Source organism: Caenibius tardaugens NBRC 16725, assembly GCF_003860345.1.
Lineage (GTDB): Bacteria > Pseudomonadota > Alphaproteobacteria > Sphingomonadales > Sphingomonadaceae > Caenibius > Caenibius tardaugens.
Genome location: NZ_CP034179.1, coordinates 3,221,691 through 3,235,009, shown reverse-complemented (window position 1 = coordinate 3,235,009; position 13,319 = coordinate 3,221,691). Strand labels below are relative to the sequence as shown.

15 protein-coding genes and 1 tRNA gene are annotated in these 13,319 nt (G+C 61.5%); 8 read left to right on the top strand and 8 right to left on the bottom strand.

Features of this window, described 5'->3' with window-relative positions:
- Window positions 1–14 precede the first annotated feature (14 nt).
- The 4 genes from EGO55_RS15240 to EGO55_RS15225 form a co-directional block, all read right to left on the bottom strand.
- A complete protein-coding gene (locus tag EGO55_RS15240) occupies window positions 15–1,475 on the bottom strand; it encodes a sensor histidine kinase (RefSeq protein ID WP_210766545.1) in 1,461 nt (486 codons plus the stop codon).
- Window positions 1,426–2,103: a response regulator transcription factor gene (locus EGO55_RS15235; protein ID WP_021688518.1), complete on the bottom strand. Its 678-nt coding sequence runs from the start codon at window positions 2,101–2,103 to the stop codon at window positions 1,426–1,428. The genes EGO55_RS15240 and EGO55_RS15235 overlap by 50 nt, the downstream gene beginning before the upstream one ends.
- A gap of 123 nt (window positions 2,104–2,226) precedes the next feature.
- The gene (locus tag EGO55_RS15230) at window positions 2,227–2,544 is read right to left on the bottom strand and encodes a PepSY domain-containing protein (protein ID WP_021688519.1); all 318 of its coding nucleotides are present in this window, start codon (window positions 2,542–2,544) and stop codon (window positions 2,227–2,229) included.
- Window positions 2,545–2,613: 69 nt separating this feature from the next.
- Window positions 2,614–3,327 (bottom strand): SIMPL domain-containing protein, encoded by a 714-nt coding sequence (locus EGO55_RS15225; RefSeq protein ID WP_021688520.1) that lies wholly within the window; start codon window positions 3,325–3,327, stop codon window positions 2,614–2,616.
- A 267-nt stretch (window positions 3,328–3,594) separates the two neighbouring features.
- On the opposite strand from EGO55_RS15225, the gene EGO55_RS15220 reads away from it, so the two are divergent.
- Together EGO55_RS15220 and EGO55_RS15215 are read left to right on the top strand one after the other, a co-directional pair.
- The gene (locus EGO55_RS15220; protein WP_021688521.1) at window positions 3,595–5,376 is read left to right on the top strand and encodes an ABC-F family ATP-binding cassette domain-containing protein; all 1,782 of its coding nucleotides are present in this window, start codon (window positions 3,595–3,597) and stop codon (window positions 5,374–5,376) included.
- Between the two features lie 55 nt (window positions 5,377–5,431).
- Window positions 5,432–6,013, top strand: coding sequence for a uracil-DNA glycosylase family protein (locus EGO55_RS15215; RefSeq protein WP_021688522.1), 582 nt, complete (start codon window positions 5,432–5,434; stop codon window positions 6,011–6,013).
- Here the strand turns inward: EGO55_RS15215 and EGO55_RS15210 are convergent.
- Window positions 5,998–6,471 (bottom strand): DUF6456 domain-containing protein, encoded by a 474-nt coding sequence (locus EGO55_RS15210; RefSeq protein WP_021688523.1) that lies wholly within the window; start codon window positions 6,469–6,471, stop codon window positions 5,998–6,000. The genes EGO55_RS15215 and EGO55_RS15210 overlap by 16 nt on opposite strands.
- Before the next feature lie 96 nt (window positions 6,472–6,567).
- Here EGO55_RS15210 and EGO55_RS15205 point away from each other — a divergent pair, with 96 nt between their 5' ends.
- The gene (locus tag EGO55_RS15205) at window positions 6,568–7,140 is read left to right on the top strand and encodes a helix-turn-helix domain-containing protein (protein ID WP_021688524.1); all 573 of its coding nucleotides are present in this window, start codon (window positions 6,568–6,570) and stop codon (window positions 7,138–7,140) included.
- The gene (locus EGO55_RS15200; protein ID WP_021688525.1) at window positions 7,137–8,330 is read left to right on the top strand and encodes a glycosyltransferase; all 1,194 of its coding nucleotides are present in this window, start codon (window positions 7,137–7,139) and stop codon (window positions 8,328–8,330) included. Before EGO55_RS15205 ends, EGO55_RS15200 begins: the two co-directional genes overlap by 4 nt.
- A 22-nt stretch (window positions 8,331–8,352) precedes the next feature.
- On the opposite strand, the gene secF is transcribed toward EGO55_RS15200, so the two are convergent.
- Genes secF through yajC form a run of 3 tightly spaced genes read right to left on the bottom strand, consistent with a single transcriptional unit; the run spans window position 8,353 to window position 11,290 of the window.
- Entirely contained in the window at window positions 8,353–9,330 is a 978-nt protein-coding gene (gene secF, locus EGO55_RS15195; protein ID WP_021688526.1) for a protein translocase subunit SecF, read from the bottom strand.
- Window positions 9,331–9,343: 13 nt separating this feature from the next.
- Window positions 9,344–10,948, bottom strand: coding sequence for a protein translocase subunit SecD (secD, locus tag EGO55_RS15190; RefSeq protein ID WP_021688527.1), 1,605 nt, complete (start codon window positions 10,946–10,948; stop codon window positions 9,344–9,346).
- Between the two features lie 12 nt (window positions 10,949–10,960).
- The gene (yajC, locus tag EGO55_RS15185) at window positions 10,961–11,290 is read right to left on the bottom strand and encodes a preprotein translocase subunit YajC (protein WP_021688528.1); all 330 of its coding nucleotides are present in this window, start codon (window positions 11,288–11,290) and stop codon (window positions 10,961–10,963) included.
- A gap of 281 nt (window positions 11,291–11,571) precedes the next feature.
- Here yajC and EGO55_RS15180 point away from each other — a divergent pair.
- From EGO55_RS15180 to accB, 4 genes are all read left to right on the top strand, one after another.
- Window positions 11,572–11,648, top strand: a tRNA-Pro gene (locus EGO55_RS15180).
- A gap of 133 nt (window positions 11,649–11,781) precedes the next feature.
- Entirely contained in the window at window positions 11,782–12,195 is a 414-nt protein-coding gene (locus tag EGO55_RS15175) for a holin family protein (RefSeq protein ID WP_021688529.1), read from the top strand.
- Between the two features lie 82 nt (window positions 12,196–12,277).
- Window positions 12,278–12,715: a type II 3-dehydroquinate dehydratase gene (aroQ, locus tag EGO55_RS15170; protein ID WP_021688530.1), complete on the top strand. Its 438-nt coding sequence runs from the start codon at window positions 12,278–12,280 to the stop codon at window positions 12,713–12,715.
- 101 nt (window positions 12,716–12,816) lie between these two features.
- Window positions 12,817–13,314, top strand: coding sequence for an acetyl-CoA carboxylase biotin carboxyl carrier protein (gene accB, locus EGO55_RS15165; protein ID WP_021688531.1), 498 nt, complete (start codon window positions 12,817–12,819; stop codon window positions 13,312–13,314).
- Window positions 13,315–13,319 lie beyond the last annotated feature (5 nt).

Below are 13,319 nucleotides of genomic sequence, written 5' to 3'. Positions count from 1 at the left end.
GTTGGCGCGCCGTTCTAAACAGCGGCGCGCGGCAGCCTGAGCGAGACCATCATTCCGCCCAGATCCTCGCTGTCATCGAGACTGACCGCGCCACCGTAAATTTCCACGACATCGCGCACGATTGCCAGCCCGAGACCGGTTCCCGGCTTGCCGGTATCCAGCCGCGCCCCGCGATCAAACATCCGGGTGCGTTCGGCCAGCGGGATGCCGGGGCCATCATCCTCCACCGTGATCGTGCATAAGGGCGCGGTTGGTTCGGTATCCACCGTCAGGAACACGCTGCCCCCGCCATATTTGGCCGCATTCTCCAGCAGATTGCCGAGTATCTCGTCGAGATCCTGCCGCTCGATCGCCACGATCGCCGCGCGATTGCCTGCAACATCGAAGCGGCTTTCTTCATAGAGACGTGAAACCGCGCGTTCGACGGCATTGGCGCTGTCCCACACATTGGCGCGCGCCTGCCCCGCTGCACGGCGCCCGACGGCACGGGCACGGGCCAGATGGTGATCGACCTGGCGGCGCATGACTTTGGCTTCGCGCAGAACGGTTTCGGCCAGGTCGGGTGCGTGGGCATTGGCGGCATTGGTGACCACGGTCAGCGGCGTTTTCAGCGCATGGGCCAGATTGCCGGCATGCGTGCGCGCTTCTTCTGCCTGCTTTTCATTATGCGCCAAAAGCGCGTTCAGTTCTTCCACCATCGGCTGCACTTCCGCGGGCAGTGGATCGGTCACGCAATTGGTCCCGGTGGTTCGCATATGCTGGATCGCCCGTCGCACGCGGCGCAAGGGGACGAGGCCATACCATGTCTGCAAGGTCGCCAGCACGAACAGCCCCAGCCCGAGCACGACAAAACTCCACAGCAGAATCGAACGGATTTGCGCGATCTGTTCGTCCAACCCGTCGCGCGCGGCCGCCACGGTGAACCACCAGCGCGTCGTGCTACCGGGAAGCACGATCGACCGTTCGATCACACGCAGCGGTTCACCGGCGAACTGGTTGCTGTTGTAGAAATGCGCCTTATGGCCCTGATCCCGGTCGACCTTGAGGCTGCGATCCCACAGCGAGCGCGAAGGAAAATCCTCGTGCCCGTCCCCCGTAATCTGCCAGTAAAGCCCGCTGTTCGGTTCAAGAAACCGCTGATCCCCCAGCGGGCGGTTGAAGAACACCTCCCCATCCGGGCCGATCTCGGCGGTTCCGATCATGGCGGTAAGCATATATTCGAGCTGATCGTCGAAATTCTTCTCGATCAATCCGGCCAGCGTGCGATCCAGCGCCACACCGCCGACCAGCAGCAGGATGGATATCCATCCCGCCGCGATAAACATCATGCGCCGGAAAAGGCTTCCCGTATGCGGCGTCGGCTCACGGCCGGGCGCTTTCCCATCGGCGGTTTGCTGCTCGGCGGGCGCGCCAGCCCGCGCCGCATCAGCCGCGCGGATGTTCGGCGGGATCGTCGAGACTGTATCCAAGGCCACGGATCGTTGTGATGACATCAGCGCCCAACTTCTTGCGGATGCGCGTGACAAAGACCTCGATCGTGTTCGAATCGCGGTCAAAATCCTGATCGTAGATATGCTCGATCAGTTCGGTGCGGCTGACTACCTTGCCCTTGTGGTGCATCAGATAGGACAGCAGTTTGTATTCCTGCGCGGTCAGCTTGACCGGTTCGCCCGCCAGTGTGACCCGGCCCGAACGCGTATCCAGCCGGACATCGCCAGCAATGAGTTCCGATGAGGTATTGCCCGAAGCGCGGCGGATCAGCGCGCGCAGGCGGGCGATCAGTTCTTCGGTCTGGAACGGTTTGGCGAGATAATCGTCCGCCCCGGCATCCAGCCCGGCCACTTTGTCCGACCAGCTGTCACGCGCGGTCAGGACCAGCACGGGGAAATGGCGCCCTTCCCGGCGCCACATGCCCAGCACGGAAAGCCCGTCAATCTCGGGCAAGCCGAGATCGAGGATCACCGCGTCGTAATCCTCCGTCGATCCCATGAAATGGCCATCTTCGCCATCGGTGGACAGATCGACCGCATAACCGGTCTGTTCCAGCGTGGATTTGAGCTGCTGGCCCAGCGTGGGTTCGTCCTCGACAATCAGGATACGCATGCCTCAACCCTCATATGCAACAAGCCGTTTCAAGTGGCCCCTGCAACACGAAGCGTCAAGCGAGCAGTAACGCGCGCCACGACCGATCGGGACGTTCGGGAACCAAAAAAGGGCAAATTCCGGTCAGTTTGACCGTTTGATAACACGGCCCGATCGGGCATCGATATCAACAAACACAACCCGCCCGTCACGAATGAACTTGAGCCGGTATGCCATCGCACCTGCATCATATTCGGGGCCAAGGTATTGCATACCGCGCATCTGCGGGAGCACAGCCCCTTCGATTTCACGGAGCGAACGGACATTCCCCGCGCGCATTTCCTTGCGCACCTGCCCCTGATCGTCGTGATCCTGCGCATGGGCAGTCAACGCCGAAACCGGACTGAGGGACAGGGTGCAGCCAAACGCACCGGAGAGGACAAGGACGAGAGCCTTTCGCATAACGTCCTTGTGCCTAGCACCGCAGGTTTGAACAAGTTGTGAATGACACAACCGGCACGTGTTCAGAAATCAGCGCACCATTTCATACGTCACTGTGACATTCACGCCAGTGCCCACAAGGCCCGGTTCAACCGGCGTCGAGGTGTTCATGATCGCGTCTGCGGCCACGGCTTTCTCCAGCATCATCGGACGGCCAATATTGATCGATTCGCTGATGTCCAGCAAACGGATGTCCGCGTATCCGGCCAGCTTCGCATATTCGAGCGCCTGCGTACGCGCGCGTTCCATCGCGGCCTTGCGCGCCTGCGCCTTGGCGGTCGTTTCATCGTCTATCGCGAGTACCGGCCCGTTGATATCGGTTGCGCCGGCGGCCACCAGCGCATCAAGCACCTGTCCAACCTTGGCCACATCACGCAAGGTGACATTCACTGTGTTCGAGGCCTGATATCCGCGAAACACCTGTTTCCGTGCTGCCTGATCATAATCGTACTGCGCCGAAAGGTTGATGCCCGCCGTCTGGATATCGTCCTTCGCGATACCCAGTGCCTTGATCCGGGCAATAACTGCATCCATCGCCTTGGCATTCTGCTGCATGGCGGCAACCGCTGTCGGCGCCAGTGTCGAGACACCCGATCCGACATTGGCAATGTCCGGCCGCGCCTTCACGACTTCGCTTACGCTCAGTTCGACCACCGGGCCCTGTGCCTGAATTTGCACATCGGCCGCCATAGCGGGGGAAGCCATCGCGGCGACGGCGAGCAACGGCAAGGCAAATCGGATCATCTGAGAAACTCCCATGGTGAATGCGGCGTCGCTGCCGCAGTCTGAATTACGCATCGGTGAACGGAGTGGTTCCAGAGCCGGAACGAAAGCGAGACACCATTCATGGGACAAGACGCATCCGTGCGCCCTCTTCCGCACATAGTTCCAAGACCTTGCGGTGCCGGGAAACCCGGTTCCCACTTTTTTGCGCGATGCGCGCCTGCCCTACGCATCGCTTGTGCAAAAAACCGGTTCCCACTTTTTTGCGCGATGCTCTATGGGGCCCCCATGGCACCTCCCCCTATTCTCAGTTGGGAAAGCCTCGGCCTGATTCAGGGCGCGGGCTGGCTCTTTCAGGATATCAACCTGCATATCGCCCCGCGCGATCGGATCGCGCTGATCGGGCGCAATGGCGCGGGCAAAACCACCTTGCTCAAACTGATCGCCAACCGGATCGAAGCAGATGCGGGCACCCGCACGGTCCAGCCGGGGACGAGAGTGGTCATGCTGGAACAGGAACCCGACTTTTCCGGGTTCGACACCTTGCTCGATTTCGCCATTGCGGGGGAGCACGCGCCCGCGCAGCACGAAGTGGAAGCGATTGCCGGGCAGATCGGGATCGATCTGTCGCGCAGCGCGGCCAGCGCCAGCGGGGGCGAACGGCGGCGCACCGCGCTTGCCCGCGCGCTGGCGAGCGAACCGGATCTGCTGCTGCTGGACGAGCCGACCAACCATCTCGATCTGGGGGCCATCGATTGGCTGGAAGACTGGCTGGGCCGCTACAACGGCGCATTCGTAGTCATTAGCCACGACCGTACGTTCCTCACCCGGCTGACCCGGGCGACACTCTGGCTCGACCAGGGATCGTTACGCCGCCGGGAAATCGGCTTTGGCGGGTATGAAGCGTGGGAAGAACAGGTCTTCGCCGAACAGGCGCGCGCCGCCGAACGGCTCGACGCCAAACTGAAGATCGAGGCGCATTGGCTCGAACGCGGGGTTACCGCCCGGCGCAAGCGCAATCAGGGTCGGCTTGAAAAGCTGTACGAGATGCGCGCCCAACGCGCATCGATGCTCTCACCCACCGGCAATGCGAAACTCGCGCTGTCGAATGACGATTCCAAGACCAAGTCGGTTATCGTTGCCGAACATGTGACCAAGCGGTTCGGCGACCGCACGATTATCAAGGACTTCTCGCTGCGTATCCAGCGGGGGGATCGCATTGGCGTGGTCGGGTCGAACGGCGCGGGTAAAAGCACCCTGTTGAAATTGCTGACAGGCGAACTTTCCCCCGATGAAGGCACGGTCACGCTGGCCAAAACGCTGACCGGGATCGTGATCGATCAGCAGCGCAGCCTGATCTCGCCCGAAAAGACCGTCCGCCAAATTCTGGCCGAAGGCGGCGACTGGATCGATGTGCAGGGCGTGCGCAAACACATTCAGGGCTATCTCAAGGAATTCCTGTTCGATCCCGGTATTGTCGATATGAAAGTCGGGGTCCTGTCGGGTGGTGAACGGTCCCGCCTGCTGCTCGCGCGGGAATTTTCCCGTAAATCCAACCTTCTGGTATTGGACGAACCGACCAACGACCTCGACCTCGAAACGCTCGACCTGCTGCAGGAAGTCATTGCCGATTACGATGGCACCGTGCTGATTGTCAGCCACGACCGCGATTTTCTCGACCGCACGGTCACGGTAACACTGGGTCTCGATGGCAGCGGCGCCGTGGATATCGTCGCGGGTGGCTATGCCGATTGGGAAGCCAAGCGCAAACAGCGCGTCGCGCCAACCAAGGTGAAAGCCGCAAGGGTGGAAATCGCTCCGCCCCCGCCGCCAAAGAAGACCAAGCTCAGTTACAAGGATCAGCGCGATTTCGATCTGCTGCCCGACCGGATCGCGGAACTCGAAGCGCATATCGCGCGTGACGAGGCTGCGCTGTCGGACCCGGCGCTTTACACCAGCGATCCGAAAAAGTTCGCGTCGCTGACCGCCGCGATCGACAAGGCCCGCGTCGAGAAGGATGCGGCCGAGGAACGCTGGCTCGAACTGGCGGAAATGGTCGAGGCACTGTGATCGCAACATAAGGCCCGGGCTTGAACGCGATCACGCCCGCCTTACCTGCTTTTCCATGACCGACCTTCATCGCGCGATCGCCGCTTGCCGCCTGTGCGAGGCCTTCCTGCCGCATGGCGTGCGCCCTGTCGTGCAGTTCTCGGCCACATCGCGACTGGTGATCGTCGGTCAGGCCCCCGGATCGAAAGTGCACGCCAGCGGCATTCCGTGGAATGACGCCAGCGGTGCGCGACTGTGTGAATGGACGGGGCTGTCCCACGAAGATCTGCATGATCCCGCACACGTGGCGATCGTACCCATGGGTTTCTGTTATCCGGGCAAGGGCAAAAGCGCCGATCTCCCACCCCGCCCGGAATGCGCGCCCCAATGGCATGCGAAAGTCATGGCGGCGATGCCTGAAAAGTGCCTGACCTTGCTCGTCGGCAGCCATGCCCAGGGATATTATCTGCGCGGGCGCGATCGCCTTTCCATGACTGATCGGGTCCGCAATTTCACGGCTTATGCGCCCGATTTCCTGCCATTGCCGCACCCATCGTGGCGCAGCACAATCTGGATGCGGCAGAATCCATGGTTCGAAAGCACGGTCCTGCCGCACTTGCGTGAACGGATTGCGGGGATACTTCAGGGTATCCGATAGAAATCGGCCACGCGGTCCAAGGCCAGCCGCAGCACCAATTTGCCACTGCGCACGGGCCAGTTCAGCGCCTTTTCGGCATGGGGTACACTTTCCCCCGCGCAGACCACCCGCCAGAGAATATCCGCCAATCCACGTCCTGCGGTGGCAAGAGCCCCATCGAAACGCGCCTTGGCGGCAATCTGCCGTTCAGTAGGCGTCAGCCCCGCCTCACCCCCTCCGCGCACCCGCACCGGTTCCCACCGCATCGTCGTTCGCGGGGCCAGTTGCGCCCGTTCAAAATCAGACCGCAAGGCTTCTCCCGCCGCAAACAGGCGGTCATCGATATGGCCGCGCGCATGCAGCCAGCCCAGCGGCGATTCCGCGAGATTGACGGTGACCTTGCGGCGGCGCTGGCACAGTCGGCCCGCCCCGTTCACGCTGTTATCCGCCAATTCCCGTTCTGCAAGTTCACGACGCATAGGACCATCCTTCCACAATTGTGCATTCGCACTTGCCAAGGTTCGGTTCGTGTAGGAAAATGAAAAAACCAATTTGGTTATTATGGGGATTGCGCGGTGATCAATCGCATTCGTGATATCCGCAAGGAAAAAGGCATGACTCTGGCCGATGTGGCCGCTGCCTGCGCACCCGCAACGACGGCGCAGACCATCGGTCGGCTCGAAACCGGGATGCGCAATCTTTCGCTCGGCTGGATGAACCGCATTGCTGCGGCGCTGGGGGTCGATCCCGAAATGCTGGTGCGTGGTGAAGATGCCGCCCCGGCACAGATTGTCGCCCGCCTGACGGAAAGCGGCGCGGAAGCGCTGGCCAACCCGCGCGATGCCATTCTACCCAGCGATCTGGCAGGAGGGGATGCGCTGCTTTGCCTCGCAGTGGATAGCAGCGCCGGGGAATATCGTGCGGGCGATCAACTCTGGCTGCGACAGATTGCGCCGGAAGACAGTGTCCAGGCTATCAACCGTGACGTACTGGTCCCGCGCAAGGGCGGGCGCTTCGCTTTCGGCCGCCTGATCGACCGCAGCGGCACGCTTGTCGGGCTTCTGCCCCCGGGTATCGGACAGCGGCAGATCGTCATCGACAATCCCCCATGGCTGGCCGTTGCGCATATGCTGGTGCGCAAACTATGATCGCATCGCGCCGGGTTCTTTCTCTTTCGACCCTTTACCCCAATGCCCTGTCCCCCCGCTTCGGCACCTTCGTCGCGCGCAGTCTCGAAGCACTGGCCGCGCGGGGCGACTGGGATGTCACGGTCGTCAATCCGATCGGCATCCCGCCGATAGCTTTCGGCCCCTATCGCGCCTTGCGTGATGCAGCATTGGATGGCGTGGAAGGCGGTGTGCAAGTCTATCGGCCTCGCTTCACCCTGATCCCGCGCGTGGGTGGACGGTTCAACCCGGGCGCGATCGTGCGCGCCGCTTTGCCCCTGGTCCGGCGGCTTCATGCCGAGAAGCCGTTCGACGTGATCGACGCGCAGTTCTTTTACCCCGATGGCCCTGCGATTGCCCGGATCGCCGCCGCGCTGAATGTGCCCTATTCCATCAAGGCGCGCGGGGCGGATATCTCGTTTTGGGGGCGCAAACCCTATGCCTTGCGCATGATGCGTGAGGCTGCGGATGGCGCGACAGGATTGTTGGCGGTCAGCCGCGCCCTTGCCGACGATATGGCCACCATTGGCCTGCCGTCAGACAGGATGTCCCTGCATTATACCGGGCTGGACCGCACCTTGTTTCACCCCCGCAACAGGGCCGAAACGCGCAGGCACTTAGCATCCCTGCATGGCACCGCCCTGCCCGCGTCAGGCCGCCTGCTGGCTACGGTTGGCGCCCTGATCCCGCGCAAGGGGCAGGCTTATGTCATCCGCGCGCTACCCGACCTGCCCGATGCCCATCTCCTGCTTGTCGGCAAGGGGCAGGACGAAAGCCTGCTGCGCGATCTGGCGAAGGAACTGGGGGTCGCGGAACGCGTGCATTTTCTCGGTTCGCTCGACCACACGGCTTTGCCGCTGGTGCTGGCAGCCTGCGACGCGATGGTCCTGCCATCCGCCAGCGAAGGCCTGGCCAACGCCTGGGTGGAAGCACTTGCCTGCGGCACGCCGCTGGTGATCACCGAAGCCGGTGGCGCGCGCGAACTGGTGAAAGACGACAGCGCCGGGCTGATCGTTCCGCGCGATTCCCGCGCCATTGCAGCAGCGGTGCGCGATCTGCTCTCCTCACCGCGCGATCCGGCGGTGGTGGCGGCGCATGCGGCGCCCTTCAGTTGGGAAAACAATGCGGCCGCGCTTGCCGCCTGGTACGAAAGTCTGGCCGGCGCACACTAGGCGCGCCGGCCAACCATTGTCCTTACGCTTCGTCGATGGCAGCCTTTTTCGGGCTGTCCGAGCCGCTGTCAGCGGGCACGAAGCTCGATTGCGTCACGCCAAGCCAGATCAGGATCGGCGCCGACATGAAGATCGAGCTATAGGTCCCGACGAAAATGCCGAGCGTGATAGCGGCGGTAAAACCAAAGATCACATCCGGACCAAGCAGGAGCAACGAGAACAGCATGATCAGCACCGCCAGCGAGGTTGCCACAGTGCGTGACAACGTCTCGTTCACGGAAAGATCGAGCAGTTCCGGCATCGGCATCTTGCGATACTTTTTGAGGTTTTCGCGGATGCGGTCATAGACCACGATCTTGTCGTTCAGCGAATAGCCCAGCAGGGTGAGCAAGGCCGCCACGATGTTCAGATCGAACTCCATCTGCGTGAGCGAGAACATGCCGATTGTCAGCAGCAAATCCTGCACCAGCGCGAACAGGGCACCCACGCCGAACTGCCATTCGAACCGCACCCAGATGTAGATCGAGATGCCGACCATCGCCAGCAACAGCGCCAGCATACCGGTCTTGAACAGTTCGCCCGAAACTTTGCCCGACACCGAATCGACCCCGTCGATCCGCACACCCGGATAGGTCTGTTTGAGCGTGCCGGTGATCTTGTTGGCCATCGCATCGGCCAGTTCGGCATGATCTTCCGCGCCTTCCGGCAGCTTCATCCGGATCGACACCTCGTTGGGCTTTCCGAACTGCTGGATGATCGGTTCGCCATAACCGAGTTTACCGACACTCTCCCGCAGGTCCGCAACCGGCGCCACAGTGCTTTCGACGAACGTGGCCCGGATCATCTGCCCGCCGACGAAGTCGACGCCCAGATTGAGACCATGCGTGAACAACAGCACCACCGCGCCGATCATCGCCAGGATATTGCTGATGAAAAACGGCCACTGCCACTTCAAGAAGTGGATATTGGTATTGTCGGGAACGAGCTTGAGGAGCTTCATCAATCCTCTCCTCTCACAGGTTCAGGTCAGTTGGCCGCGCCTTGCGCAACCAGTTGGCAACCCACATGCGGGTCATGGTCACCGCGGTAAAGACCGAGGTCACGATACCGATCATCAGCACCACGGCGAAACCGCGGACTGGGCCGGAGCCGAACAGGAACATCAGCACAGCCGCGATCACGTTGGTGATATTGGCGTCGAAAATCGCCCGGCTGGCTTCCTTGTATCCCAGTTCCACCGACTGGACGACCCGTCGGCCGCGTCGTCGTTCCTCGCGGATACGTTCGTTAATCAGCACGTTGGCATCCACCGCCGCACCGATAGTAAGCACGAAGCCCGCGATACCCGGCAAGGTCAGGGTTGTCCCGGCGATCCCCATGACACCGATGATCATCAGGATGTTGAGGAACAGCGCCCAGCAGGCATAGACGCCGAAACGGCCATACGACAGCACGATGAACGTCATCAACGCGACCGTACCGACCAGCATCGCGATCGCGCCCTTGACGATCGAGTCCGCACCAAGGTCAGGCCCGACAGTGCGTTCCTCAATCACCTTGAGGTCGACCGGCAGAGCACCGGAACGCAGCGAAATCGCCAGCTGCGTCGCGCTTTCTACCGTGAAATTGCCGGAAATCTGCGCGCTGCCGCCCAGAATCGGTTCATTGATGTTGGGTGCGGAAAGCACTTTGCCATCAAGAATGATCGCGAAAGGCCGGTTGACGTTTTCCGTCGTCAGCTTGGCGAAGCGGGAGCCGCCCTGCTGGTTGAACGTGATATTCACCACCGGCTGGTTGCCCTGCTGGGAAAACCCCTGCTGGGCATTGGTCAGATTGTCGCCCTTGATCCCGCCCAGACGCTTGACCGCGATAAACCCGGGCTGGCCCGGCTGGGCTTCGGCGTAAGGCACAATTTCACTGCCCGGAGGCGCAATGCCCTGCGCGATATCGCTGGGCAGCGCAGTCGTATCGACCAGCTTGAATTCGAGCTTGGCGGTCTGACCGAGCAATTCCTTGAGCTGTTCCGGGTCCTGCAGACCGGGAACCTGAACCACGATTCGGGTCGCGCCCTGGCGGATGATCGTCGGCTCGCGGGTGCCCAGCGCGTCGATACGCTTGCGCACGACTTCGGTGGCGCTGTCCATCGCATCGGTTACGGCCTTGTCGATCCCCGCCTGGCTCGGCGTCAGGATGAACCGTTGCCCATCAACCACCTGAATGCGCCAGTCGCGTTGCCCGGTCATACCGGCGCCGGATGTCAGCGGCAGGATCGCTTCGCGCGCGGCGTCCACCTGCCCGAGATCCTCGACCATGAACGACAGACGGCCATCGCGGCTGGAAAAATCACCGACGCGCACGCGCGGTTCGGCATTGCGCAGCGCACCGCGCACCGATTCTTCCATGGCTTCGAGCCGTTGTACGGCTACCTGCTTGGAATCGGCTTCCAGCAGGATATGGCTACCGCCAGCAAGGTCGAGACCGAGATGAACCTGGGGGTTCGGCAGGAACGATGGCCAGCTTCCGCCTGCCACTGACACCAGCGATGGCAGCGCTGCCACCGAAAGCGCCAGCGTCACAAACCACAGCCAGGCTCTTTTCCAAGGGGGAAATTCGAGCATCTACGTCCGATCTCAGTCGTTTGCCGGGGAAGAACCGCCGGGCGGGATGATATCGCCAATGGTGCTTTTCACCGCTTTCACGCGGACATTCTGCCCGAGTTCGAGTTCGGCATAGTGGTCGTCAACCTTGATCACTTTACCGACAAGGCCCCCGGCCGTGACGACCATATCGCCCTTTTTCATGCCAGCCACCTTGGCCTTATGCTCTTTCTGCTGACGCATTTGCGGGCGGATGATCAGGAACCAGAAAATTACGATCATACCGAGGATCGGCAACCAGCTGATCCACACGGGCGGGGCATCGCCCCCGGCAGAAGCGGCTGCAGACAAAATATCAAGCATCGACACACCCTTGAGAAGCGGAGCAATCCCGGTCATTTTGAGGAAAGGCATTGACCGCAGATGCGGCACGGATTGCCCTTCCCAACGAAAGGTTGCGCGCCTAGCAGCAAAGAAACTCACTGGCAACGCGCAGACAGCAAGGCATTCGACAGCACACGGCCCCCGTGCGGGCCGTTGCCACCCCGCTTCTGTACAATTGCTGTACCGGCAAAATGCACAACCGGTGTCACAGCTGCTTGCCATGCCCGATAGCTATGCCTATAGGCGCGCCTCCACTGACTCGGGACGTAGCGCAGCCTGGTAGCGCATCACACTGGGGGTGTGGGGGTCGGAGGTTCGAATCCTCTCGTCCCGACCAGTGGAATTTCCCCAAAACCACCCCTATCGCACCCGTCCACACCGGGCGGCGCGATCTGGCGAATCCATTTTCCTACACGAAGCGATATGGTTATCTGACCCCGCGAAACACCACACAACAGGGATTCGCGACCATGGGTATTCTCGAAGCCATCATCGGCCCGCTTTCATCCATCATCGACAAGATCATTCCGGACAAGGAAGCGCGCGACAAAGCCAAGCTGGAACTGATCCGGCTTCAGGGGTCGCAGGAACTGGAAACGATACAGGCGCGCCTGTCCGCCATCGTTGCAGAAGCGCACTCACCCGATCCCTGGACCAGCCGCGCACGCCCCAGTTTTCTCTACGTCATGTATGTTATGATCCTCTGGGCAATCCCCATGGGGCTACTGGCGGCCGCCGACCTGCACACCGCGCAGGCTGTCGCCAATGGCATCAATGCTTATCTCAACGGCCTGCCGGAGCCACTTTATGCGCTCTTCGGCACCGGCTATCTCGGCTACACCGCCGCCCGCCAATGGGGGAAGGCGAAAGGCATCGACAAATAAATCGACAAACAGAAAGCGTCGACAAACAGGATGGCGGGCCGCTATGCCCCGCCATCCCGCAGATTCAGGCAAAGAGTCACTTATGGCCAACCCCGTCGTCTATGTCCTTAACGGACCGAACCTCAATCTTCTCGGCACGCGCGAACCGGAAATCTACGGCTCCACCACGCTCGACGATATTGCCGGGATGCTGGAAGATCGCGCCATGGAACTGGGCCTGGAAGTGGACGTGCGCCAATCCAACCATGAAGGCCATTTGATCGACTGGCTGCATGAAGCGCAGGCAGAAGGTGCGCGCGCCGTCCTGCTTAACGCCGGGGCATACACACACACCTCGATCGCCCTGCACGATGCCATCAAGGCGATCCGCACACCGGTCATCGAGGTCCACATTTCCGAGCCGAAGGAACGCGAACCGTTCCGCCATATCAGCTATGTCGGCATGGTGGCGGTGGATTGCGTTTCCGGCCACGGTGCAAAAAGCTATATTCTTGCATTGGAAAAAGTGCCGAATCTTTGAGCTTTCCGATGCGTTCGCGGGGATTTTGCCCGCTCCCCTCTTGCCAGCACCGTCGCCCCGCCGCATAGCGGCCCCGGTATTTCAACGAGCAAGAGGGACGCATGTCCGAATCCAAAGATTCCGCCGCCAGCCGCGCAAGCGGCATGAGGGTCGACAGCACACTGGTCCGCGAACTGGCCGAATTGCTGAATGAAACCGGACTGACGGAAATCGAGGTTGAAGACGGCGAACGCAAGATCAAGGTCTCGCGCGCCGCTGCTGCCGCCACCCAGTTTGCCGCGCCCGCGCTTGTCGCCGCGCCCGCTCCCGTCGCTGCCGCACCGGCCCCTGCCGCCGCAGAAGCGCCCGCAGCCCCCGCCATGGATGGCAATGCCGTGAAATCGCCGATGGTCGGCACCGTCTATCTCTCCCCCGAACCGGGTTCCGCCGCATTTGTCAGCGTCGGCAGCCAGGTAAAAGCCGGGGATACGCTGCTGATCGTGGAAGCGATGAAAGTCATGAACCCGATCACCGCCCCGGCAGCCGGAACGGTCAAGGCGATCCTCGTCGAAAACGCGCAGCCGGTCGAATTCGATCAGCCGCTCGTCGTAATCGGCTGAGCAGG

What these genes read in the sequence shown, in the direction of transcription:
- EGO55_RS15235 (WP_021688518.1), bottom strand. Translation starts at nt 2,103, where the DNA reads ATGCGTATCCTGATTGTCGAGGACGAACCCACGCTGGGCCAGCAGCTC.
- EGO55_RS15230 (WP_021688519.1), bottom strand. Translation starts at nt 2,544, where the DNA reads ATGCGAAAGGCTCTCGTCCTTGTCCTCTCCGGTGCGTTTGGCTGCACC.
- EGO55_RS15225 (WP_021688520.1), bottom strand. Translation starts at nt 3,327, where the DNA reads ATGATCCGATTTGCCTTGCCGTTGCTCGCCGTCGCCGCGATGGCTTCC.
- EGO55_RS15220 (WP_021688521.1), top strand. Translation starts at nt 3,595, where the DNA reads ATGGCACCTCCCCCTATTCTCAGTTGGGAAAGCCTCGGCCTGATTCAG.
- EGO55_RS15215 (WP_021688522.1), top strand. Translation starts at nt 5,432, where the DNA reads ATGACCGACCTTCATCGCGCGATCGCCGCTTGCCGCCTGTGCGAGGCC.
- EGO55_RS15210 (WP_021688523.1), bottom strand. Translation starts at nt 6,471, where the DNA reads ATGCGTCGTGAACTTGCAGAACGGGAATTGGCGGATAACAGCGTGAAC.
- EGO55_RS15200 (WP_021688525.1), top strand. Translation starts at nt 7,137, where the DNA reads ATGATCGCATCGCGCCGGGTTCTTTCTCTTTCGACCCTTTACCCCAAT.
- secF (WP_021688526.1), bottom strand. Translation starts at nt 9,330, where the DNA reads ATGAAGCTCCTCAAGCTCGTTCCCGACAATACCAATATCCACTTCTTG.
- secD (WP_021688527.1), bottom strand. Translation starts at nt 10,948, where the DNA reads ATGCTCGAATTTCCCCCTTGGAAAAGAGCCTGGCTGTGGTTTGTGACG.
- yajC (WP_021688528.1), bottom strand. Translation starts at nt 11,290, where the DNA reads ATGCTTGATATTTTGTCTGCAGCCGCTTCTGCCGGGGGCGATGCCCCG.
- EGO55_RS15175 (WP_021688529.1), top strand. Translation starts at nt 11,782, where the DNA reads ATGGGTATTCTCGAAGCCATCATCGGCCCGCTTTCATCCATCATCGAC.
- aroQ (WP_021688530.1), top strand. Translation starts at nt 12,278, where the DNA reads ATGGCCAACCCCGTCGTCTATGTCCTTAACGGACCGAACCTCAATCTT.
- accB (WP_021688531.1), top strand. Translation starts at nt 12,817, where the DNA reads ATGTCCGAATCCAAAGATTCCGCCGCCAGCCGCGCAAGCGGCATGAGG.